The sequence below is a fragment of the Roseibium album genome (genome assembly GCF_001404515.1).
Classification (GTDB): Bacteria; Pseudomonadota; Alphaproteobacteria; order Rhizobiales; family Stappiaceae; genus Roseibium; species Roseibium album.
Genome location: NZ_CXWE01000001.1, coordinates 630,634 through 653,695 on the forward strand (window position 1 = coordinate 630,634; position 23,062 = coordinate 653,695).

Here is a 23,062-nt window from a genome sequence, read left to right on the forward strand (position 1 = left end):
TAAATGGAGCGGTGTACTGCTGTTGGTTGATCAGAGATGGAATTCCAGGACGCCCATGCGCATGAATAACCAAGTTGCCAAAATCGGTTGTTGTTGGTGATCGGCAGGCACGCCCAAACTGCTTCAAGTGATGGTGTTGCCGGTGGAACCGGTTTGTTCACGCCAGTACGTTTCAGGTAGAACAACGTCTTTCACATCCGCAAGATCGCATTGATCAATGCCGATTGGTTTCGGTTGCTTCTGGTGCTGTTTCGCGATGCGGGTGTCTGACCGTTTCCTTGCGCGAGCGTGCAATGAGCACGCTCAGGGAACCAAACGTCATGACGCTGCCCCAGAAGACTGTCATTTGCGTTGAATGACTTGGAGCGAGCCATCCGAAAGAGACGGCGAGCGTCTCCATTGCAAAGGTCAAAAAAGGCAGCCCGGCCATTGCGGCAATGTATTTTTCTGTCCGAACATGGTGGATCGCTTTCAGCGCCAGAAACAGTGATGGCCCCCGCAACACGACGCCAACCAAGGTCGCTGAAATCCACAAGGCTGGATTGAACACCTCCGAAGGATCTGTCATCCGGGTAAGTGTTTCGGGAATTCCAGACCGAAGGTCAGGCAACCACTGTGCGACGAAGCCAAAACCTGTTGCCAGGATCAGCATGACAAAGGCACTCGCAAGAAGCATGATGCCGGTAAGGCGGGCGCGTTGGCGCGTATCACTGGTTTGGTTCAGCGGATGAAATTCTGCGATTAGCGTCGATGCGACGACGCAAAGCTCTGACAAGATCATCAGAACAATCGCCGGATTTCGCCAGCCGTCATCCAGGCTTCCGGCAAGAAACACGAACCCGAAAAGGACAGCGCAGTGGCCGGGCAACTCGATCCGGGATGGTTGACGAGACAAGATCAGCCAAAGCACAGCCAGGCTGATTGGAACTGACACGATGCCCAGGAACGCTGCATTATACGTCGATGTATAGGTCAGTGCAGCGGTGAAGAAGGCGGCGGTGGCCACCCGCAGTCCACCGTAAAGCCAGGTAAACGGGTCACTCAACGCATCGGCAAAGCCTTTGCCGCGACCTGCAATGGCAATCAGGAAAATGCCGCCGGCCATCATCTGAATGAGTGTGAACAACCAGGGGTCGACAGGCCATGCGAATAGGATAACGCGGCAGGTCACAAGCAGCAGTGCCCAGCTGGCAAGCGAGGCACCAAGGACCAGAATAGACGCGAAACTCATGATCCGGACATCTACCAGTCGAGTGCTGTTGCGACATAGTTGGGGACCGGGGGTGATTCGGCGTATTTTCGTTCGACCAACCCTTCTGTTTCCTGCAATCCGTGGATGCCTGTCTTCACCAAAACAGAATTGAGACCCTGTCGATTGGCGCCCGCAATATCGGTTTCCAACCCATCACCGATCGCGAGGATGCGGGCGCGCGTCAATGATGGCCGCAACTGTTGGAGCTTGTTGATGCATGCGTGGTAGATTGCAGGTTCTGGTTTGCCAAACTGAAGGACGCGCCCGCCAAGATATTGATAACGCTCCGCGAGCGCTCCGGCGCATGGCACAGTCTTCGCGCCGATCCTTACGATACGATCAGGATTGGCACAGATGAAAGGCAAATCCCTCTTGAGCCACTCGACCAGGAGGCGGTCGTGCGCCTCAACCGAGTTTAATGTCTCCAGCATGCCGGTGCACACGATGGCAGTCGCCTCTGTGAGACTACGGCACTCTTGCACACCGGATTGAGCCAGAATTGTCCGGTCACGGTCTGGACCAATATAGAGTACCCCGCCGTCGCCGGTTTGTCCTTCTGCCCTCCATCGCCCGGACTTCAAGGCGAGATGGCATGCCTCACCCGCGGTAAGGAGCACATCATAACAGTCAACATCAATTCCGAGACCTGTAAGGTGGCGTGCAAGTGCATGAGATCGTCTTGCGGTGTTTGACAGCAGTGCGACCGGGCCTATCGCTCGTAGATTCCTGAGCGCATCAACAGCTGCGGGAAAGGCTGAAACCCCGTCACAAACAACGCCCCAGACGTCTACGATAAAGGCGTCAAAATGTGGAGCGATCAAATCGACGCCAGCGTGCACAGAGCCAGCGGCAGCAGAGTTCGAAACAGAAAACTTGTTCATGTGCCACCTTCATGCACGGTGGCCTGATCGTGGTTTTTTTCCTTTGGACCGACGACCTTTAAGATTGCGGGCAGCATCCGCTCAATCATTGCCTCTTGGATCATTGTTCTGCCGTGTAGGAACATCTGGTTGACTGGAGCCTCCGGCGCGTTGTTTCCGTTCGAGAAAGATGTGGCTGCAATCGGAAGGGCGCTCTCCTTGCGAAGATGGCTGCGAACCCCATCCACAACGGCACGGCACTCTGTTTCAGAGGAATAGAAATAGGTTTCCGACAATCCTACCGAGGCGAAACAGATCCTTATCTCGCATCCGTCGAGTCCGCTCGAGAAGGCGGGTGAAACAGCGACCCGTGCCTCGCTCAAAAAGAACCGTGTGACGTCGACATTGTTGCGGATCTTGCCTCCCGACCAATGACACCCCTTGAGCGCATCGCAAGACAGAAGCAGGGAGTGACCGGCTCGTGGGCGATGGACGAGCCTAAATCCCGGGAAGTTAGGTGCGTGTCGGTGGAGTTCAGTGTTCCAATGTGCAATGCAGTCCTGAATCAACTTCACTCTGCGTAGACATTCCTTTGCGTTTTCATTGAGGAATTTGCGATCATCATCCAGCGCCGCCAGGGCCATTATTTTGTTCAATCGCGGTACCGAGATGATCGTGCTGACAGAATACCGCCGCATCTCCTCGATCAGTTGCCTGGGGCCGCAAGCCCAGCCAATTCTTATATTTGCAAGGTTGTGTGATTTGGAAACACCGCCCAAAGTTACAACGCGATCAGTCATGCCGTCTTGTGCCGCCAAATACGCGGCGGGTGGAGAACCAGGGAACTCTGTGGAGGCAAAAACGTGATCCGCCAATACGATGAGGTCGTTGTCCGCAATGAACCGGGCCAACTCAGATAACTCTGCTGATGAGTAAAGGCCTCCAGTCTGCGTCGGATTGAACAAGAACAACCCCCGGGGCTTACGTTGGCGGCCTGTCGCCACGTTTTGCTCAAACCAGGCTTCAAGGGCTGGAACTGTCAGCTTGTAGGCTTCATGAGGCGACGTCGGTACGCAGACCAGTTCGGCCCCAAAACACGCGCACCAATCCGGCAACGAATGATAGTAGGTCGGCGCTGCCAGGAACAGGTCACCTTGTTCTGCCGCACAATGCAGGAAAGCACCGAACAGTCGTGTTGTGCCGCATTCGATGCAAATATTGTCTGCGCTCTCCGCCGGAATGCCTGCTTGTCTGAAATTCTGCGAAACGCGGTCTTCCAGGGCCTCGAACCGCTGAAGAAACAGATAGTCGTCAAAAGCACACAATGCCGGGTCGAGCAGTGCCTCAACACCGGCACGCAGCGCTCCTGGAGGCGGGCGGCGTGTCCCGTCCCCATGGGCAAGCGAGATCACTCCCGCGTCAAACATCCCCGGATGAATCTTCCGGCCTTGCTCGTCTGTCCCGGCCAAGGCCAGGCGACAGTCTTTTAGTCGGTCCAATGGAGTGCTTTCGCACTCTTGTCGCGGCGAAACCATCCATTGCCCCATAACTCAGTGCACCAAACCGTTTCGCTCAAGGAAGTGCTGATATCGTCCGCTCAGGTCCTTGGCGACTTCGTGAACATCAGCAAGCCGTAGTTCGTCACACTGATGGCCGAAAAGGTCGTACATGGCAGCCATCTGCTCCTCGGCGAACCTGACGTTGCCGTGCTTGTCGATACTCTCTATGCCGTCATGGATCTGGCCGGTTTCATTGACGCTTACCGCTTCGTCCAGCGAAATGTTCTGCGGCAAGGATATCTCGCACTCCGCTTTGCTGATCCAAACAGGATAGCCACCAGGTAGTCCGTTGGGACCGGGTGCGTGAACAAGCGTCCTCGTGCGACCTTGCAGGGCCTCAAGCACCGCAACCGCCGAAGACGCTGTCACAGGTTGTCCTTCGACACCGCCGGTTCTGCGATGGCGCTCGGTTAGCGACCTGAAAACCGCATTTTGATCTAAGCTGCCGGTGACGTCCGTGCCGTTGACTGAAGCGTGAAAAAAGACCGGTGCTCCATCAGGGTGACCAAGGCGTGACAAGCGATAGCTGACATAGTGATGCCCGCAAATGCGCACATCCACATCCTGCACTCTGGCATTGAGCTGTTCTGCGACCGCCAGGCGCAGGGCAGGGACGACATTCGCGATATTGCCGATACCAACGGTGGGTCCGAGCCCATTACGTGCCAATACAGGATTGACTGCATCCGGGAACGCTGCATTCACGACAATTGCATCGTTCTCGCATTGCCGGAGGGCCTCCATCAGGGAAAGAGTGGGGGACAGGTGCATTGGAAGCCAGGGGCCGAAGCGCGTTTCGGCAACCTTGCTCCTTACTTCGTCCGGCAAAGTGGTGACCACCCACCACGACTGCATTGAAGCGGTGTTGAATATGACGGCGGGGGATACCTTGGATATCGAAGCTGCCGTTTGATGGATGTTGTCAAGGTCCAGATGTATAGCTTCGATGTCTACATCGTAGCCAATGTTCAACGCATGTTGTTGCAGTGTATTTGCTTTTCGGCTCGCCCGTTCTATGTCGCGAGATCCTATGACGATCTTTTTGTATCGTGTGCCATGACTTAGGATGTAAAGAACATGACCAGCAAGAACACCATTGCCGACGATCAAAAGTGTTTCTTCGCGCATCCGAGCTTCGCTTTCGATTTGGGGAATATACACGCATAGGTAATTAATTGTTGAGTAATAAAGTCATATTTTTGATGATGGTCAAGAGAATTTTCTCTCGTCAAAGGCGAAATTTATAAACTATTGATTCAATTCAGTTTAATTAAAGAAATAGGTCATTTTTAGCGTTTTGATCGTAAGTTTCACAGTTTTATCAATTTTTACGTGTGCAAAATGTTGCACCGAGATTTGCAGATACGACATCTGTGATCGAGGTGTTGCTAAATAAGCTCTACTTAAGGTTTAGCTCGGTATTTCGGAGGGATGGCGTTGGTCATGAAAAGGGTTTTTTGGCATCAGGATGCAAACTTTCTTCGACGAGGATGCTCCTGTGACCGCGACTGGTCCGCACCCTGACAGAGCGCGAGCGACTACCTGCTAAAAGAAGGTTGAGCTCAATCAGACTGAGTGACTGCAGAATGCTCAGTGGAGCTGGTCCTGCAATGAGCGTGAAACTCTACTCGGAAAACCCACAACGGCAGATTTCTTCAGATCCAAGAAATTCACCCTGATCCCAACGGACGTCGGCTTTCGGGGGTCATGTTCTGACGCATGGAATATCGGAGTTGGTGACGCGAAGCCGCCGCTTGTTCCAATTGCAGAAATGGTCAGATTTGAGCTCAGTGTGACCGATGCTGCCGGTTGAATGAACTTCCTGGCAAGACCGTGATCAGGCCTTGCCAGGCATATTACGTTTGCTCGATTATTGAATGCCGACTTCAAAAGCAGGTTTTCAACCAGTCACAGAAGGCTGTGGAGACCTGGGAGCCTGCCGAACGGATTTTGCGTTGCAGGAAGTAGTGGGCCTGACCTGTATCAACCGGGTCACCGACAATTCTAATCTGGCGACCGGCCGCGATGGCCTGCTGCGCGAAACGGTCGATCATGATGGTGCAGCCGTTCTCGGCGGCCACTAGTTCGCAGGCGGCAACCGAGGTATCGACGACGAGGCGTGAGGATATGTCTGCATACGGAAGGCCATGGGACGACAGATAACGCGCCCAATGGTCGTCGAATCCCAGCACGTGGATGGTGTTGCAGGTCATGAGATCCTTGGGCATTTCGATCTTTTTTGCAGTGTGAAGACCGCAAACCGGTACGATGTATTCATCTGACAGCTTGACCATGCGCGTGTCGGATTGGGATTGCGCGGCCAGCAGGATGTCGACGTCCACCGGATGCCCTTCTCGGTCGTTCTGCCAAAGCGATGTGACGAGTTTTATCCCGATGCTCGGATTAGCTTTCTGAAAGGACGCAAGTTGCGGAGACAGCCAGATGATCATGGCCGCAGACGCCCGCACGACTATCGTTGTTTCTTGTGCTGGCCCAAACAGCCCGTTTGTGGAAAATGCGATGTGCTCCAACGAGTCCCGAACCGAAACCAAATAGGCTCGACCGATTTCCGTCAGTTGCAGGCTTTTGGCCTTACGAATGAACAGGTTCTGCCCAAGCTGACCTTCCAATGCCTTGATGTGCTGGCTGACAGCCGTTTGTGTCAACCCCAGCTCTCGACTGGCGGCGGTAAAGCTCAGGTGACGTGCGGCGGCTTCAAAGGTCCGCAGCCAATTCAGATTGAGATTGCCCTTCATCGCTTACTCATAAGTTTTTTATGTGCATGGAGGCAAATTCTTTCGTTTTTCTTCATCTCATTCGGCGGCTACACAGGAGTAAGCCGAGGCGAAGACGGCCGGACGCAAAGGAGCAAGCTATGCCGGAGATCAATCGAGACCCAGATGCCGACATGGTTTTGAGCCTTGTGGACCTGGTGCGCTATCCCATCGCGGACCTGGAAAGCGGCAAAGGCGCTGCGTTTCTGAAGGCCTGTCAGGACCAGATGGAGGAGCACGGGTGGTGCAATCTGGACGGGTTCGTCCGCCCCGAGGCCCTGGAAGCTTTGGCCGGGGAATCCAACGCTTTGTTGCCGTGCGCCGAGGTTCTGACCATCAAGCGCAACATCTATCAAGGCGCGATTGATCCGACGCTGCCCAAAGATGACCCGCGCCGGAAGGAATATACACATGTGGCGACGCAACTGGCGGATGATCAACTGCCGGGTGACACGCTCATTCAACGGCTCTATCAGTCCGAGATTCTGACTGATTTCGTTCGCCGTGTGCAAAAGAAAGAGGTGCTCCATCGCTGTGCCGATGAATTCCAGGCGCTGAATGTCGTCGCCCTGCACCCCGGCAGTTGGCATGCCTGGCACTACGATACGACGGAATGCACCGTGACGCTGCTGCTGCAAGCGGCTGAAACCGGGGGGGAATTCGCTTTTCTGCCGAACTCGCGCACCGCTGAAACCGAAGACCGCGAGGCTGTGGATCGGTTGCTTGCCGGTGATATGTCCCATGCAAAGACATTCGGTCGTAGCGCCGGCACATTCACTCTGTTTCGCGGCGGCTACTCTTTGCACGGGGTGACCGAAGTCGAAGGGGCGATCCCGCGCGTCACTGCCATCATGACCTACGACGAACAAGAAGGCCGAGTGATCAGCGACGACATCAACATGCGCATCTATGGCGATCGCGTCAAAAAGATCCTCGCGGATCGCGCAGCTACCAGCATCAACGCATAAAGGACCAAGCCATGAAAACCGCTCTTCTCGTCATTGATGTACAAATGGCGCTGGCCCACGAGGATGCCACCGGTGCCGTACGGTCTTGCCCGGAGGCCGCTGACAATATCGGTCGGCTTTTGGACGAGTTCCGCACGAAGGGTGACAAAGTCATCCATGTGCATCACCACGGTCTTGACCCGGAGGACCCTTTTCACGTCGATGCACCAGGTGCGGCAGTCCAGCCTTTTGCAGCACCACGGGGTGACGAGGCCGTGATCATCAAACACGTCTCCAGCGCCTTTGCGGGAACCTCGCTTGAGGCGGATCTGCGTGCTGAAAATATTGAGCGCGTGGTTATCTGCGGGGCCACGGCCAATCATTGCGCTGAATCCGCCGCACGCTCGGCAAGCAGTCTGGGCTTTGAGATGGTCTATGCCTCCGACGCGGTCTGGGCCTACGAGGCGATTGGGCCGGATGGCGTAAGCCACAGCGCCGAGCAGATACACTCTGTCACGCTTGCAAACCTGCATGGTGAGTTCGGTGCGGTACACTCCACCGACACCATCCTGAACGCCTAGGAAAAACACATAAACCTGAGGACGGCGCACATGCGGATTGGATTTATCGGGCTTGGCACCATGGGCGGACCGGCTGCCTTGAACCTGATCAGGGGAGGGCATGAACTCACTGTCTGCGATCTTGATCCGAAGCGGGCGGAGGAGCATCTCTCCCTTGGCGCAACCTGGGCGGATAGCCCGGCGGCAACTGCGCAAGGTGCGGAGTTGGTGTTCACCATGGTCTTTGGACCCAGGCAAATCGAGCAGGTGGTAGGCGGAGATCACGGGCTGCTGTCCGCCATGTCCGCCGGTCAGGTCTGGGTGGATATGACGACCAACAAACCCGCCTATGTGCGCGAGCTCGCAGCCACTTTCGCAGAGATTGGCGTGCAGGTGATCGATGCACCGGTCACAGGGGCCGTGGACGGCGCGCGCGCTGGAAATATGACCCAGTTTGCAGGCGGCGACGAAGCGACGGTTGCGCGTATTCGTCCTGTGATGGAGTTGATGGGGCCGCTTCACTACATGGGCGCCAACGGCAGCGGGTCCATCACGAAACTGGCGAGCAACCAGCTTTGGGCCATCCATGCGACAGCCATGGGCGAAGCCCTTGTGATGGCGGTGAAATCCGGCGTCGAACTGTCCCGTGCCTGGGATGCGCTCAAGATCGGTGCAAGCGAAAGCTGGTGCATGCACCACGATGCTCCGTCCGTTTTTGCCGGGCACTACGATCCATCCTTCAACCTCGATCTGTGCAAAAAGGATCTGGGCTTGATCGTTGAAGCCTGCAACGACGCAGACACCGCCGCCCCGGCCACACGGCTGGTCTGCGCGCAATTTGAAGCGGCGCGCGAAAAATACGGCGGTGACAAGGGCGAACTGCATGTGGTGAAACTTGAAGAAGACGCCGCAGGCGTTTCTCTGCGTCTCGATGGGGATTGGGTTCCACATTGGGAAAAATAGAACGACGCATTTCTTTTGGCGTGCTCTCCAGAAGTCGGGCGCAACACTTCGCTCCGGTCTCAGGTCATGGTGATCTGTTCATGGACAGGAAGAACTAGGTGACGCAGATCCGGCAATCACCGGATCATTTGAGCGATGACGAACCGTCGATTGGAATGCAATTGTCAGCCGGTTTCTGCGAATGTGTATTGCCGGCTGTAGCATCCAGATCAAAGCAGCGTCATCCATAAACAGAAATCACAACAATCCCCAATGCCAGAAGGGAAGCTGCAACGAAGCGCCGAGTCATGGCACCTTCTCGTAGGAACATTCCTCCCAAGGCGACCGAAATTGGTATCGAAGCCTGTCGCAACGATGTCACCACCGCGACATCTCCGCCAAGTTGGTAGGCGACAAGGATCAGGTAGTACGAGAGGTAGCAAAGAACACCTGGTAGCAGCACATAGATCGGTGAAAACGAGAATGTCGCATCTGACTGCAAGCGCGTGATGGAGCGTTTTCTGAGCCATAAAATCAGAAAAAACGGCAATACCGCGCTATCGACAGTAAACGCCAGCACCTGTGGCGCGATATGTTGCATGACATGGGCATCGGCAAGTGAGTAGATGCCGGTGCCGCACAATGCCAGCAAGGCATAAAGAAGTGTAACCGGATCATCAAGATAGTGGCTGCCGCGTCGGTATAGAAGTAGAAAACTGCCTGCAACGACCAAGCTGATGCCAAATAAAGTGAGCAACGAATAGGATTTTCCAAACAGCAAGATACTGGCCGCTACGACGAAAACAGGTGATGCGCGGATGATCGGATAGTATGTGGACAGATCGCCACGCGTTAAGGTCGCGGTCAGGCATGTTCCATAGATCAACTGGCCACATACAGACAGTGCAACGACGGGCAATACTGTAAACACCGTGGAAAAATCCACCCCTGCAATCAGACCATGAATGAGCGAGCATGCCGCGGCCACTGCCATGAGCAGGAGAAACCCGAGCTGTGGATCGGCATTCTTTTTGACAAGTAAATTCCAGATGGGGTGGAGCGTTGCAGATGCGAGTACGAGAAATACGATACTCAAGCCAATTTACCCTCCGAAATTCCAAATTCAGCTTTGTGAATTCAGTTCATGTAGAGATGGTAAAATAGTTGGCAGAAGTGACCTGTACAAAAGAATTGTCTTCATATTCTTCATGAGTTAACGTTCATGTTGATCATGTCCAGTCACCTGCCGCCACTTGCAGCGCTGCGTGCGCTTGAAGCTGCTGCCCGTCATCGCAGCTTTACCCGTGCTGCGGACGAGTTGAACGTGACGCAAAGCGCAATCAGTCATCAGATCCGCAACCTGGAGAGCCTCTGGGGACACAAGCTTTTTGAGCGTGGTACGCGACCGCTCACCTTGAGCAAGTGCGGCGCGGAAATCGTGCCGATTGCACGTGACTTCTTCGGAAAATTGTCAGCCACGCTTGAGAGCTTCAGTGTTGAGGATCTGCCGGGTCCTCTGAAGATAAGCACGCTGGAATCCTTTGCCCTAACCTGGCTGGTACCGCGACTCGGTGACTTCCATGAACACTATCCCGAAATCGACGTGTGGATTTCGACCAAGGACGATCTGATTGATTTCTCGGTTGAGGACGTTGATCTGGGGATCAGATTTGGCAATGGAAACTACCCTGGTCTGCACAGCAGTCTCTTGTTTCATGAATATGTTTTTCCTGTCTGCAGCACGCAACTGTTGAACCGATTGGGCGTGCCTGAGCACCCCATCGATCTGGCACGATTCCCGTTGCTGCAGGTAAATGACGACGCAATGAGTTCGCAATGGGAAACCTGGATCTCCGCCGCGGGCGTGCCGGAATTGCCGCTTGACGAAGGGTCACGGTTTCCCAACACGAACATGGCGTTGCAAGCGGCTGTCGCAGGGCAGGGGGTTGCGCTTGCCCGCAGTGCGCATGTGGACAGCGGCCTGAGCGCGGCAGGTCTGACGCGATTGTTTGACGTCCATTGTCCCGCAACCTCAGCTTATTATCTGGTCTGCCCGGACGGAGCTCAATCCCGCCCGCGCATCGCCGCGTTTCTGGGCTGGATTGAAGCTGAAGCAGCGCGGTCGCAACAACGTTACGAGATGGAAATGACATCCATGAAGAGCGCGCGGTCAGGCAGTTGACCGGGCTGAAAAACTGCATGCGTCTTGAGAGCGGATTCTTCTCCTTTGATTGGTTCATCGTTGAGTTGCTGTCTTTCCTTCATGCGAACAACGTCTGCCGCGGATCAACAGCATCAACACAAATGTTCTGGTTGTTGACCCTCGGTCAGGTTCCAGGAACCGTTCAAATGAACCCGGTTGAATGGAGATTATTGCGCTTCTTCAAACAAACAATCCGTCGCTGATCCGCTCCTGGTCAAGCTGCTGGTTCAAGACGGTGAAGTCCGAGATCACTCCGTCGAAGTGATCGTTGGTCCAGCCGATTTCACCGGAGGGGCTGCCCCAGCCGTTTGCGCCGATCATCAGGTATTCCTCGTTATCAAGCCAATCGGCTTCAAACTCGTCATCCCTGGCGACTGCGACACCGTCGATAAAGAGAGCTGCGCCATCATCACCGAAGGTGAAGGCGAATTCGTGTTCCTTGCCGACTTCAAAGACATCTTCACCTTTCAGCCACACGGATTGGTTTTCGTCCTGGAAGCGAACCTTGACGTCACCGCATCCGGTGACCCAGGCGGTCAGATGGCCGCCGGTTCCATAGCCGCTGGCGTCCTTGGAAAAGAGCGCATCGTAACCTGATACCGTGTCTGCCTTGAAGGAAAACGCGATCGTTCCCTCGGAAATCTCCATTGCATCCGTATGAGCAATTGCGATCTGTCCGTCCCGGTTGCCCTCCAGATTCAGATCCCCCGCAATGGCAAAGACGGGTGTCATTCCTTCGGGGAGGGGGAGGTCGTCCTGTGACGGGATATCTGCGGGTGGTTCGATGTCTCCCCTGTCTGTTCCCATCTCGATGGGTTTGATGGCCTCGTCGATATCTGCGATCGATCTGACGATGCCATAGGCGGGCTTGGCGGTCGTGGAGATGTCGGAGAGCGTGATCAGGTCGCCATAGACGGTGATGGTGCCCAGGTCGTCGTTGTTGTGGGCCCCGCCGCCCGATCCCTGGTCGGAGTAGAGGGAGATCAGGGAGTGATCGACGATGCCGTCGCCGTTTGTGTCTCCATAGGAGATGGATCTGATCTTGGTGGTATGTCCCTCGATCAGGATGGTGTCGCCTTCGCCCCTGTTGAAGTCGGTGATGACGTCGTTGCCGATGACATCGACCCAGTGGTCGTGGATGTTCTCGTTCTCGCCTGCGACGCCGTGCCATCTGATGGTGCCGTCATCTTGTGTGTGTTCTTCCAGGAAGCGTGCCTTGGCGTTGATGAGGGTCTGGAAGTAGAAGGTGTCTGCGCCGTCGCCGCCTGTCATGACATCGTCGGCATGCAGCGGCTGGTCCGGATAGAGCTTGCCGCCGGTAAGCTCGTTATAGGGATCGCCCTCGTCGCGGTCGGCGTCATAGGCAACGGCGCCCTCGCGTCCGTCGGACTGCGAGATCAGGAGGTCGTTGCCGGCCCCGCCGTTGAGGATGTCCTCGCCGTGCCCTCCGTCGAGCACGTCGTTGCCGTCGCCGCCATTGAGGATGTCGTTGCCGTAGGATCCCTGGAGGATGTCGTTGCCGTCATTGCCGTTGACGGTATCGTCGCCCAGGCCCGCATTGATGGCATCATCGCCGCTGGTTCCCTCGATGGTCTCGCCGGCATCTGTGCCTTCGGAATAGGTCGCTCCGGAGGTCATCTGGCCCATGTGGTTGAAGCCGTAGGCCATGGCGAGGGCCTTTGCCTCGTCGGAGCCGTGATGGAGCTGCTGGAAGGCGGGCATCAGGTCGTCCTGTGCCATGGCGGCCAGGGCGTCCGCCTCGAAGGCCGGGTCGACGGCACCGGCAAGCGCTGCCATGTCTTCGCCCTCGACCTGTTCACCGAAGACCATGACGTCTGCGATGGTGCCGTTGAACTGCTGGTGGGCGGTGTGGCCGTCGTCTGAGCGCCAGGCTCCGGAGGCTCCGACAAGGAAGGAGCGCTCGTTCATGTCCATGCCCTGCTTCATCTCCGGCTCGGACGCCCAGAGCTTGCCGTTGACAAAGACATTGAGCCCGTCCTCGCCGAAGGAGACGGCCAGGTGATAGTCGGTGTCCTGGCTGATCATCAGATCGGGCACCTTGAGGTATTCGGTGCTGTCGTCGGTCTGCTGGCGGACATAGATCCGTCCGTCCTTGAGCCAGACGGTGAGGTGGCCGCCATCGTCATAGCCGCTGCCGTCCTTGGAAAACAGCGCCTGGCTTCCCCAGACATGGTCGGCATTGAAGGTCATGGCGATGGTGCCGGCCGCCAGCGACAGCGCCGCCGCATTGCCCGCATCAAGATAATCACCCTTCTCTCCGGAGAACTCCGTCTCCCCCGCAATGGCAAAGACGGGTGTCATGCCTTCGGGGAGGGGCAGGTCATCCTGTGACGGGATGTCTGCGGGTGGTTCGATATCTCCCCTGTCTGTTCCCATCTCGATGGGTTTGATGGCCTCGTCGATATCTGCGATCGATCTGACGATGCCATAGGCGGGCTTGGCGGTCGTGGAGATGTCGGAGAGCGTGATCAGGTCGCCATAGACGGTGATGGTGCCCAGGTCGTCGTTGTTGTGGGCCCCGCCGCCCGATCCCTGGTCGGAGTAGAGGGAGATCAGGGAGTGATCGACGATGCCGTCGCCGTTTGTGTCTCCATAGGAGATGGATCTGATCTTGGTGGTATGTCCCTCGATCAGGATGGTGTCGCCTTCGCCCCTGTTGAAGTCGGTGATGACGTCGTTGCCGATGACATCGACCCAGTGGTCGTGGATGTTCTCGTTCTCGCCTGCGACGCCGTGCCATCTGATGGTGCCGTCATCTTGTGTGTGTTCTTCCAGGAAGCGTGCCTTGGCGTTGATGAGGGTCTGGAAGTAGAAGGTGTCTGCGCCGTCGCCGCCTGTCATGACATCGTCGGCATGCAGCGGCTGGTCCGGATAGAGCTTGCCGCCGGTAAGCTCGTTATAGGGATCGCCCTCGTCGCGGTCGGCGTCATAGGCAACGGCGCCCTCGCGTCCGTCGGACTGCGAGATCAGGAGGTCGTTGCCGGCCCCGCCGTTGAGGATGTCCTCGCCGTGCCCTCCGTCGAGCACGTCGTTGCCGTCGCCGCCATTGAGGATGTCGTTGCCGTAGGATCCCTGGAGGATGTCGTTGCCGTCATTGCCGTTGACGGTATCGTCGCCCAGGCCCGCATTGATGGCATCATCGCCGCTGGTTCCCTCGATGGTCTCGCCGGCATCTGTGCCTTCGGAATAGGTCGCTCCGGAGGTCATCTGGCCCATGTGGTTGAAGCCGTAGGCCATGGCGAGGGCCTTTGCCTCGTCGGAGCCGTGATGGAGCTGCTGGAAGGCGGGCATCAGGTCGTCCTGTGCCATGGCGGCCAGGGCGTCCGCCTCGAAGGCCGGGTCGACGGCACCGGCAAGCGCTGCCATGTCTTCGCCCTCGACCTGTTCACCGAAGACCATGACGTCTGCGATGGTGCCGTTGAACTGCTGGTGGGCGGTGTGGCCGTCGTCTGAGCGCCAGGCTCCGGAGGCTCCGACAAGGAAGGAGCGCTCGTTCATGTCCATGCCCTGCTTCATCTCCGGCTCGGACGCCCAGAGCTTGCCGTTGACAAAGACATTGAGCCCGTCCTCGCCGAAGGAGACGGCCAGGTGATAGTCGGTGTCCTGGCTGATCATCAGATCGGGCACCTTGAGGTATTCGGTGCTGTCGTCGGTCTGCTGGCGGACATAGATCCGTCCGTCCTTGAGCCAGACGGTGAGGTGGCCGCCATCGTCATAGCCGCTGCCGTCCTTGGAAAACAGCGCCTGGCTTCCCCAGACATGGTCGGCATTGAAGGTCATGGCGATGGTGCCGGCCGCCAGCGACAGCGCCGCCGCATTGCCCGCATCAAGATAATCACCCTTCTCTCCGGAGAACTCCGTCTCCCCCGCAATGGCAAAGACGGGTTCGGACAATGCGGTTGACGTGGTCGACTTCATGCTTGGTACCCCCTGGTCAGGCCAATTCAGCCTGATAAGCCGAAGTTTCTCGGCATTTATAATTATGTGTCCAAGCGATTAATTTCGGTGAGTCGTTGTTGTGCCTTAAATGTATTCGCGACAATTTGACGAAAAATCGGAGCAAATAAGACGAAAAAAATACGATATTTGGATGATAATTTGATTGGAGTAAGTCAAGTAAATGTCAAATTTTACTCAAAAGTGCGAAATGCATGATTTTTATCATTAATTTGAATCTCTAGGATTCCTTGAGTTACCATTTGGCGAGTATTTGTTATTTAAATTACTCTTAATCCAGTGGCGCCGTTGCTGATGCAGGCGTAAATCTTCTCTTCAGCGTCTTTTTCACAAAGTTAAGCTGCGAAAATCAAAAAAAGGTTGTGGGTGGGTTGCAATCTGCAAATGGTGAGGACGACATCAATTCCCTGCAAGAGGCGGACGGAACCTGAATGTGTATCGGGCTTTTTTTTTCGCGTGTCCGGGCGAGAATGCCGCGATTGCCGAGCGGACAATCAAGGCTGCGCATTGGTCCTGAGACCAACGCGCAGCTGTTTTGAATGGTCTTTGGCTTCCGCAGAGACGACCGCCATCGCTTCGGAAGGCCAGTGAGACTGCTTTAGCCGTTCAATTTTACCCAGGCCGCATTCCGGGCCGAGGATCTCACGCAGGCGTCGACGAACTGCACACCTGCAAGGCCGTCGCTGATCCCCGGGACGAGTGATGCAATTTCCTTGCCTGCCTGGTGCGCGCGGATTACATCGGCTGCGTCCTTGTAGAGATTTGCAAAGCCCTCCAGGTAGCCCTCCGGATGTCCGGGAGGGATCCGGGTTGCCGGCGCGATGCTGTCCGACATTCCGGCCCCGCCACGGGTGACGATCCTCTTTGGTTCCCCGAACGGCGTGACATGGAGATAGTTCGGATTTTCCTGATGCCACTCCAGGCCGCCCTTGTCGCCATAGACCCTGATCTTGAGATTGTTCTCGTTTCCCGGCGCCACCTGCGAGCACCAGAGCATGCCCCGCGCACCGCTGGCATATCTCAACATGACGTGCCCGTTATCGTCGACCTGACGTCCGGGAACGAAGGACTGCAGATCGGCGGCAAGGCTTTCTGCAGACTGGCCGGTAATGAAACAGGCCAGATTGTAGGCATGCGTGCCAATGTCGCCTGTTGAACCGCCGGCACCGGAGCGGGCCGGGTCCGTGCGCCAGTCGGCCTGCTTGTTGCTCTGTTCGACTGTCAGCCAGTCCTGCGGATATTCCACCTGGACCACCCGGATCGTGCCGAGATCACCGTTGTGAACCATCTCCCGCGCCTGCCGGACCATCGGATAGCCGGTGTAATTGTGCGTCAGGAAAAAGAGCGCGTCTGAATTGTCCGCCGCCTTTGCAAGTTTTCTGGCATCGGCGAGTGTCGACGTCAGCGGCTTGTCGCAGATGACATGGATACCTCTTTTCAGAAATGCCTTGGCTGCCGGATAGTGAACGTGGTTCGGCGTGACAATAGCGACCGCTTCTATGCCGTTCTTCAGCCGGGCTTCGCGTTTGGCCATCGCCTCGAAATCGGCATAAATCCTGTCTTCGTCGAGGCCCAGGGCACGACCGGACTCCTCGGCTTTCGCCGGAGTTGACGAAAGCGCGCCTGCGACCAGTTCGTAGCGACCGTCAATGCGCGAGGCAATCCGGTGCACCGCTCCGATAAAGGCGTCCTTGCCGCCACCGACCATGCCGAGACGGATCGGACGCGTCTGCGGGTTGTCTTTACCTTCTATGGCCATATCGCTCCTCCTGTTTGCACCAGCGGTCTCGGGGTGCAGTACTGTAATCGATTACATTCCTATAGAGAAACCCGGCCCGATGGAAGCACCTGAAAGCCGTTTCGAACAAAAGCTTTCTGTTTCCCGGGCGCGTGGCCCGTCCTCAGGGTGAACCCGCATGCCATCTTCAGAACGGTACCGTGTTTTTCCGGCCGTCATCTGGCACGACCGGGCGTCTGGGTGTTCTTGAACCGTCAATCCCGGTCAAGCCCCAGCATTTTCCGATTGGCTGCGTCATCAGAACCACCGTCGGCAAAGTCGTCAAAGGCCTTTTCGGTAACGCGGATGATGTGATCGCGGACAAATTGCGCACCTTCTCGGGCACCATCCTCCGGATGCTTCAGGCAGCACTCCCATTCGACGACAGCCCAGCCGTCGAAATCATTCGCGGCCATTTTGGAAAAAACAGCGGCAAAGTCGACCTGACCGTCACCGAGAGAGCGGAATCTGCCCGCCCGGTCCACCCAGGACTGATAACCGCCATAGACGCCCTGCCGACCGGTCGGGTTGAATTCGGCGTCCTTGACGTGGAACATGCCGATCCGGTCCCTGTAAATGTCGATATTGTCGAGATAGTCCAGGCATTGAAGCACATAGTGTGACGGATCGTAGAGCATCTTGCAGCGCGTGTGGCTGTTCAGGCGTTCCAGAAACATCTCGAATGTGATGCCGTCATGGAGATCTTCACCCGGATGAATTTCATAACACACGTCGACGCCCATTTCGTCGGCAAAGTCGAGGATCGGACGCCAGCGCCTGGCCAGTTCGTCAAAGGCCGTTTCGACCAGACCTGCTGGACGCTGCGGCCAGGGATAGAGGTAAGGCCAGGCCAGGGCGCCGGAGAAAGTGGCGTGCGCGGATATGCCGAGATTGCGGCTGGCTGCAAGTGCAAGCTTGACCTGATCGACTGCCCATGCCTGACGGGCTGCAGGATTTCCACGAACTTCCGCTGCCGCGAACCCGTCAAAGGCAGTATCGTAAGCCGGATGCACGGCGACAAGTTGCCCTTGAAGATGGGTGGAGAGTTCGGTGATCTCGATACCGTTCTCCCTGGCGGTGCCGGCAAGTTCCTGGCAGTAGGTCATTGAACTGGCGGCTCTGGCGAGATCGATCAGCCGCCCGTCCCAGCTCGGAACCTGAACGCCGCGGTAACCGCAATCGGCTGCCCATTTGGTGATCGAGTCCCAGGAATCAAACGGTGCCTCGTCTCCCGCGAACTGGGCAAGAAACAGGGCGGGGCCCTTTATGGTCTTCATGGCTCTTCTCCGAAACTGGGGCCAGGTCTGAAAAAAAGGGGCCGGGATCCCATCGCAAAGACCCCGGCCAGTTTTCGCTGAACGATTAGAACGGCGAATCCGGGAAGTAGTAGCTCTCGGCATTCTCGCGGGTGATCAGGGTCGCGCCAAGAATGTAGCGGCCGGCAACCGGTCCGTTGGACTTGAACGCGTTGACTGTTGCATCCATGGCGGTTGCGATCATTGCCGGCGGATAGAGAACGTCGACAGGGATCAATTCGTCACCGTCCATGATGCCCTTGATGATTTCCTTCATGCCGGCACCACCAACAACGAACATGCCATCACCGTCGCGGCCAGCCTGTTTCAACGCAGCCACAACACCGACCGCAATGTCGTCATCCTGGGCCCAGACCGCATCGATATCCGGAAAGCGCGACAGGAAATCCTGCATGACCTCAAAGCCGTCATCGCGGTTCCAGTTGGCGTGCTTGTGGTCCAGCACGTTGATGCCGGATCCCTCGATTTCTTCCATGAAAGCATCGAAACGTTCATTGTCGATCACGGTCGGAATACCGCGCAGGACAACGATGTTGTCCCCGTCTTTCAGGCGGCCTTTCATGTATTGTGCCGAGACACGGCCGAGTTCCGGATTGTTGCCGGCCACATAAAGGTCCTCGATGCCCGGCTGGCTGAGACCGCGGTCAACCACCGTGATCCAGGCCCCTGACTTCTTGACGTTCAGAACCGGGTCGGTCAGTGGTTCGGATTCGAACGGCAGCACGACAAGTGCGTCGATTTGGTGAACCGAGACGAGGTCTTCCAGCGCGCTTGCCTGCGCACCCGGGTCAGGAGAATTGACCAGGATCAGATCCACGTCGGGGTAGAGCTTTTCCAGTCGTTTTTCCGCCTGTTCGGCATGCCAGTTCATGCCGGCTGCCCAGGCGTGTGTCGGCGTCGGATAGCTGACGCCGATCTTGATCTTGTCTTCGGCCGATGCCTGACCGGCAAGAGCCAGCATGCCGGTAACGGCCATCATTCCAAGTGTTGTCTTCCAGAGCATCGTTTCCTCCTCCAATGCTGTCGATTGGACGCACCTTTCCCGTCCGGTGCGATCCGGTCAAAAGTGGGGACGGGTCCCTCTATCTTGAATTCAGCGAGTTACGACTTGCTGTTTCTGCCGAACTTCCAGTCGCTGCGCTGCAGAAGAACCGCAACGATGATGATCAGACCCTGCATTGTTCCATTCAGGTAATTCGAAATCATATCGGTGAAGTTCAAGATGTTGCCGATTGTCGTCAGAATGAGTGCGCCCAGGATGGTGCCTCCTATGCGGCCATACCCACCCTTCAGCACCGTGCCCCCGATGATCACGGCTGCAATCGCCTCCAGTTCCCAAAGGACGCCGGTCGATGCGGAGGCCGAACCGAGACGCGGCACATAGATGATCGTCGCAAAGGACACGCACAATCCCTGGATGATGTAGGTAAGTGTCTTCACCCTGTCGACATTGATGGCGCTGTATTTGGCTACCGCCTCGTTGGAACCGATCGCCGTGCAATAGCGCCCGAACGCTGTCCGGTTGAGCAGCAGCCAGCCACAGATGGCGACGCCGATGAAGACCCAGACGGGGAACGGAAGCCCAAGAAAGCCGTCATAGTAGACCGGACGATACGTGCCGCGGATATCGAAATTCAGCGACAACGTGCCTCCGTCTGCGAAATAGGTTACCAGCGACCGATAGATACCCATGGTGCCGAGCGTGACGATAAAGGCCTCGATCTTGCCCCTGGTGGTCAGGGCCCCGTTGATCCAGCCGGCGCCGATCCCGAGCAGAATGGCGATACCGCACCCGAAGAGAACGGTTGGAACACCCGTGCCGAGCGTTTCTACGGCATTGTTCATCACGATGATCATCACGCCAGCTATCGCAGCGGCCATGGATCCAACCGACAGATCAATGCCACCCGCCGTGATGACGAATGTCGCACCGACCGCAATGATGCCGATAAAGGCAGAGCGGGTCAGAAGATTGGTCAGATTGCCTTCACTGACAAAGGCAGGATTGAGCAGAAACCCGATGATACAAAGCAGGAGCAGGGCGAGCGCCGGACCAAGCGTCTTGAAATCAACGGAAAACCGTTTGGCCGTCTTGGCCGCTTTGTCGTCTGATGCGGTCATCATGGTCAATGGAGGTCCTCCCGTTTCAGCCCGGCGGCATAGCGCATGATTTCGTTTTCGTTGATGTGGTCGCCTGTCAGAATGCCGGTGATACGGCCTTCTCGCATTACTGCCACCCGGTGGCAGATGCCGATGATTTCCGGCATCTCGGACGAGATGACGACCACAGAAACCCCTTCCGCGGCGAGCGCGGCGATAAAATGATAGATCTGCTGCTTGGTGCCGACATCGATGCCTCTCGTCGGCTCGTCGATGATCACGATCCTCGGATCACATTCCATGATCTTGGCAAGAAGCAGCTTCTGCTGGTTGCCGCCGGACAGTTTGCCGACGGTGATGCCGGGATCGCGTGCTCTGACGTCGAACCGGCGGATAGCGCGCTCAAGTGCACTTTCTTCCGCTTTTTTGTCTATGGCAAAGTTCTTCACGAACTTCGGCAGGGCAAAAAGGGTCAGGTTTGGCTGCATCTTCTTGTCAAGCAGCAACCCCTTCTCCTTGCGATCCTTGGTAAGATAGGCAAGGCCTGCATCGCGTGCCCGGGCAACGCTCAGGGGAGCAGTCTCGCTGCCGAACAGCCTGATCGTGCCGCTATCGATTGGAGCAAGGCCACAAACGGCTTCGAAGACGGCAGTCCGGCCTGAGCCGATCAGACCCGAAAAGCCGAGAATCTCTCCCTTGCGCAAGCTGAAACTGACATCGTCTATGCCGGGCGCCCTGAGGTTTTGGACTTCAAGGACCATTTCCGCATCGACATCTGCCTCATGCATGGGCGGATAGAGATCCGAAAGTTCGCGACCGACCATCATCTGCGCCATCGTATCGGGCGTCAGGTCACGGGACAGGCGTGTATCGATCCACTGACCATCGCGAAGGATGGTGATCCGGTCTGCGATTGCCTTGACCTCGTTCAGCTTGTGGGAGACGAAAACGATGCCGACGCCACTTTCCTTCAATTTTTCAACCTGTCGGAAGAACACCTCGGTTTCTTCCTCCGTGAGTACGGCGGTTGGTTCGTCCATGATCAGGATGCGGGCATTCCGGCTGACTGCCTTGACAATTTCGACCATCTGCTTCTGCGCAATCGTGAGGTCTGAAATCCGGTCTGTTGGCGATATCTCAAGTCCGATCTCGTCCAGCAGTCCCTGAACTGCCTCCCGCATGCCTTTGCGATCCAGAAAGCCGTTCGATCTGGCCTCCCGTCCTAGAAACACATTTTCCTCAACGGTCATTTGCTCCGCGAGATTGAGTTCCTGGTGGATGAGAACGATGCCGAGTTTCTCGGCCGCACCGTTGGGAGGGAGGGTGGTCTGTTTTCCGTCGAGGCGGATCTGGCCTGAAGTCGGGTCGTGGAAACCCGAAAGGATCTTCATCAATGTTGATTTACCGGCACCGTTCTCGCCGATCAGCGCATGCACTTCTCCGGGTCGGATGTCCATGCTCACGCTGAACAGGACAGGTACCGGGCCGAATGACTTGCTGATGTTCACAGCTTCGACGATCGCCGCCGGAGCGGACGTCCCAAAATCCATTTGAAGTTCCTCCCAGGCACCATCAGCTTCAGTCACTTTGATGCCATGAAACTCGTGTAAACGTTTTCATGATCGATGTAAACCTTTACATTGAGGTTTGTAAACCTTTTCATGAATCAGTTCAGAGTCTATACAGCTAGGAGAGTATTGAATTTCATGCACTTAATCGCAGCCCGCAGCGCAGCATGATCGGGGCCTTAAAATGAGTGAACCGGTCGACAAGCCGGCAACAATTGAAGATGTGGCAAAACTGGCGGGTGTCTCGATTGCGACCGTCAGCCGGGCATTGCGTTCGCCGGAGAAGGTGGCGGAAAGCACGCGCAAGAAGGTAACCGCGGCTATTGCGCGGACGGGGTACACGGCCAATGCCATGGCACAGAACCTTCGGATGCAGCGGTCCAAGATGGTTCTTGTGCTGGCCTCGTCCATCGCTGATCCGAATTTCGCCGGGCTCCTGACCGGGCTTGAGAAGGCTGCAAACGACCGTGGCTATGGTGTCCTGATTGGCAACACCGAGGGAACAACCGGACTGGAGCAGAACTACCTTCGTTTCCTGTCAACGGGGATGGCAGATGGCCTGGTTCTTCTGACCGGACACATACCGGTCGCCGGTGAGCCCCAGACGCCATTGACAACGTTGCCGCCGATCGTTGCCACCGAACGGCCTGTCTCCAACAGAGAGATCAGCTATGTGGGGGTGGATGATGTTGCTGCATGCAAGATGGCAACGGAATATCTGATTTCGCTTGGTCATCGCAAAATCACTTTCATTTCGGGTGGCCCTTCCGACATCCGCAGCGATCTGCGCCATTCCGGCTACAGGCAGGGGCTGCGGGAATCGCCCGAGGACCTGCGCGACTGGCGCGTGGAAGGAGACGGTACGAGTGAAAGCGGACGGGCGGCAGTTGAACGCCTCTTTATCAAGGATGACCTGCCCACCGCTTTTTTCTGTTTCAATGACAATACCGCAATCGGTGTCATTTCAGCGCTGCAGTTGCGTGGATACCGGGTTCCGGAAGATTTTTCTGTGCTTGGTTTTGACGACATTCCCTTTGCCAGTAACTTTTCGCCCGGCCTGACGACCATTCGTCAACCGCGACATCACATCGGTGAAAAGGCAATGAACATCCTGCTGAACCGCCTTGCCAACCGTTTGCTGGAAACAAGGAGCCACCTTCTCCACGGCGATCTGATCGTGCGCGAAAGCTGTGCCGGTGTCTCCAGACAGCGGAAGTAGTCTGAAT

17 protein-coding genes are annotated in these 23,062 nt (G+C 56.5%); 5 read left to right on the top strand and 12 right to left on the bottom strand.

The features are described 5' to 3' along the window. Positions 1–214: 214 nt before the first annotated feature. The 5 genes from LA5095_RS02890 to LA5095_RS02910 form a co-directional block, all read right to left on the bottom strand. A complete protein-coding gene (locus LA5095_RS02890) occupies positions 215–1,231 on the bottom strand; it encodes a hypothetical protein (protein WP_055111754.1) in 1,017 nt (338 codons plus the stop codon). Positions 1,232–1,242: 11 nt separating this feature from the next. Next, positions 1,243–2,133 carry a TIGR01459 family HAD-type hydrolase gene (locus LA5095_RS02895; RefSeq protein ID WP_055111756.1) on the bottom strand — a complete coding sequence of 297 codons (891 nt, stop codon included), beginning with the start codon at positions 2,131–2,133 and terminating at the stop codon, positions 1,243–1,245. Next, the gene (locus LA5095_RS02900; RefSeq protein ID WP_055111758.1) at positions 2,130–3,539 is read right to left on the bottom strand and encodes an aminotransferase class I/II-fold pyridoxal phosphate-dependent enzyme; all 1,410 of its coding nucleotides are present in this window, start codon (positions 3,537–3,539) and stop codon (positions 2,130–2,132) included. The genes LA5095_RS02895 and LA5095_RS02900 overlap by 4 nt, the downstream gene beginning before the upstream one ends. Positions 3,540–3,662: 123 nt before the next feature. After that, positions 3,663–4,799: a hypothetical protein gene (locus tag LA5095_RS02905; protein ID WP_055111760.1), complete on the bottom strand. Its 1,137-nt coding sequence runs from the start codon at positions 4,797–4,799 to the stop codon at positions 3,663–3,665. Between the two features lie 758 nt (positions 4,800–5,557). Then, entirely contained in the window at positions 5,558–6,427 is an 870-nt protein-coding gene (locus LA5095_RS02910; protein ID WP_055111762.1) for a LysR family transcriptional regulator, read from the bottom strand. Between the two features lie 119 nt (positions 6,428–6,546). On the opposite strand from LA5095_RS02910, the gene LA5095_RS02915 reads away from it, so the two are divergent. From LA5095_RS02915 to LA5095_RS02925, 3 genes are read left to right on the top strand one after another with little or no spacing between them, the layout of a single operon-like run. Continuing rightward, complete coding sequence (locus LA5095_RS02915) at positions 6,547–7,413, top strand: HalD/BesD family halogenase (RefSeq protein ID WP_208992527.1); 867 nt, start codon at positions 6,547–6,549, stop codon at positions 7,411–7,413. Positions 7,414–7,424: 11 nt separating this feature from the next. Then, positions 7,425–7,973 (top strand): isochorismatase family protein, encoded by a 549-nt coding sequence (locus LA5095_RS02920; RefSeq protein ID WP_055111766.1) that lies wholly within the window; start codon positions 7,425–7,427, stop codon positions 7,971–7,973. 30 nt (positions 7,974–8,003) lie between these two features. Continuing rightward, positions 8,004–8,915 (top strand): NAD(P)-dependent oxidoreductase, encoded by a 912-nt coding sequence (locus tag LA5095_RS02925; RefSeq protein ID WP_055111768.1) that lies wholly within the window; start codon positions 8,004–8,006, stop codon positions 8,913–8,915. A gap of 220 nt (positions 8,916–9,135) precedes the next feature. Here the strand turns inward: LA5095_RS02925 and LA5095_RS02930 are convergent, their stop codons facing one another. After that, positions 9,136–9,990 carry a DMT family transporter gene (locus LA5095_RS02930; protein ID WP_055111769.1) on the bottom strand — a complete coding sequence of 285 codons (855 nt, stop codon included), beginning with the start codon at positions 9,988–9,990 and terminating at the stop codon, positions 9,136–9,138. 126 nt (positions 9,991–10,116) lie between these two features. Here LA5095_RS02930 and gcvA point away from each other — a divergent pair, with 126 nt between their 5' ends. After that, on the top strand, positions 10,117–11,076 hold the full coding sequence (gene gcvA, locus LA5095_RS02935) for a transcriptional regulator GcvA (RefSeq protein ID WP_196890748.1): 960 nt from the start codon (positions 10,117–10,119) through the stop codon (positions 11,074–11,076). 201 nt (positions 11,077–11,277) lie between these two features. Here gcvA and LA5095_RS33145 read toward each other — a convergent pair whose 3' ends face one another. From LA5095_RS33145 to LA5095_RS02970, 6 genes are all read right to left on the bottom strand, one after another. Next, complete coding sequence (locus tag LA5095_RS33145) at positions 11,278–15,036, bottom strand: LamG-like jellyroll fold domain-containing protein (protein ID WP_055111774.1); 3,759 nt, start codon at positions 15,034–15,036, stop codon at positions 11,278–11,280. 637 nt (positions 15,037–15,673) lie between these two features. After that, complete coding sequence (locus LA5095_RS02950) at positions 15,674–16,834, bottom strand: Gfo/Idh/MocA family protein (protein WP_055111776.1); 1,161 nt, start codon at positions 16,832–16,834, stop codon at positions 15,674–15,676. A 233-nt stretch (positions 16,835–17,067) separates the two neighbouring features. Beyond that, on the bottom strand, positions 17,068–18,129 hold the full coding sequence (locus LA5095_RS02955) for a sugar phosphate isomerase/epimerase family protein (protein WP_055111778.1): 1,062 nt from the start codon (positions 18,127–18,129) through the stop codon (positions 17,068–17,070). 85 nt (positions 18,130–18,214) lie between these two features. After that, a complete protein-coding gene (locus LA5095_RS02960; RefSeq protein ID WP_055111780.1) occupies positions 18,215–19,171 on the bottom strand; it encodes a substrate-binding domain-containing protein in 957 nt (318 codons plus the stop codon). A 98-nt stretch (positions 19,172–19,269) separates the two neighbouring features. After that, positions 19,270–20,292: an ABC transporter permease gene (locus tag LA5095_RS02965; RefSeq protein ID WP_172670756.1), complete on the bottom strand. Its 1,023-nt coding sequence runs from the start codon at positions 20,290–20,292 to the stop codon at positions 19,270–19,272. Between the two features lie 2 nt (positions 20,293–20,294). Beyond that, complete coding sequence (locus LA5095_RS02970) at positions 20,295–21,818, bottom strand: sugar ABC transporter ATP-binding protein (protein WP_055112707.1); 1,524 nt, start codon at positions 21,816–21,818, stop codon at positions 20,295–20,297. Between the two features lie 202 nt (positions 21,819–22,020). Here LA5095_RS02970 and LA5095_RS02975 point away from each other — a divergent pair, with 202 nt between their 5' ends. Beyond that, on the top strand, positions 22,021–23,055 hold the full coding sequence (locus LA5095_RS02975; protein WP_055111782.1) for a LacI family DNA-binding transcriptional regulator: 1,035 nt from the start codon (positions 22,021–22,023) through the stop codon (positions 23,053–23,055). The last annotated feature ends 7 nt before the right edge of the window (positions 23,056–23,062 follow it).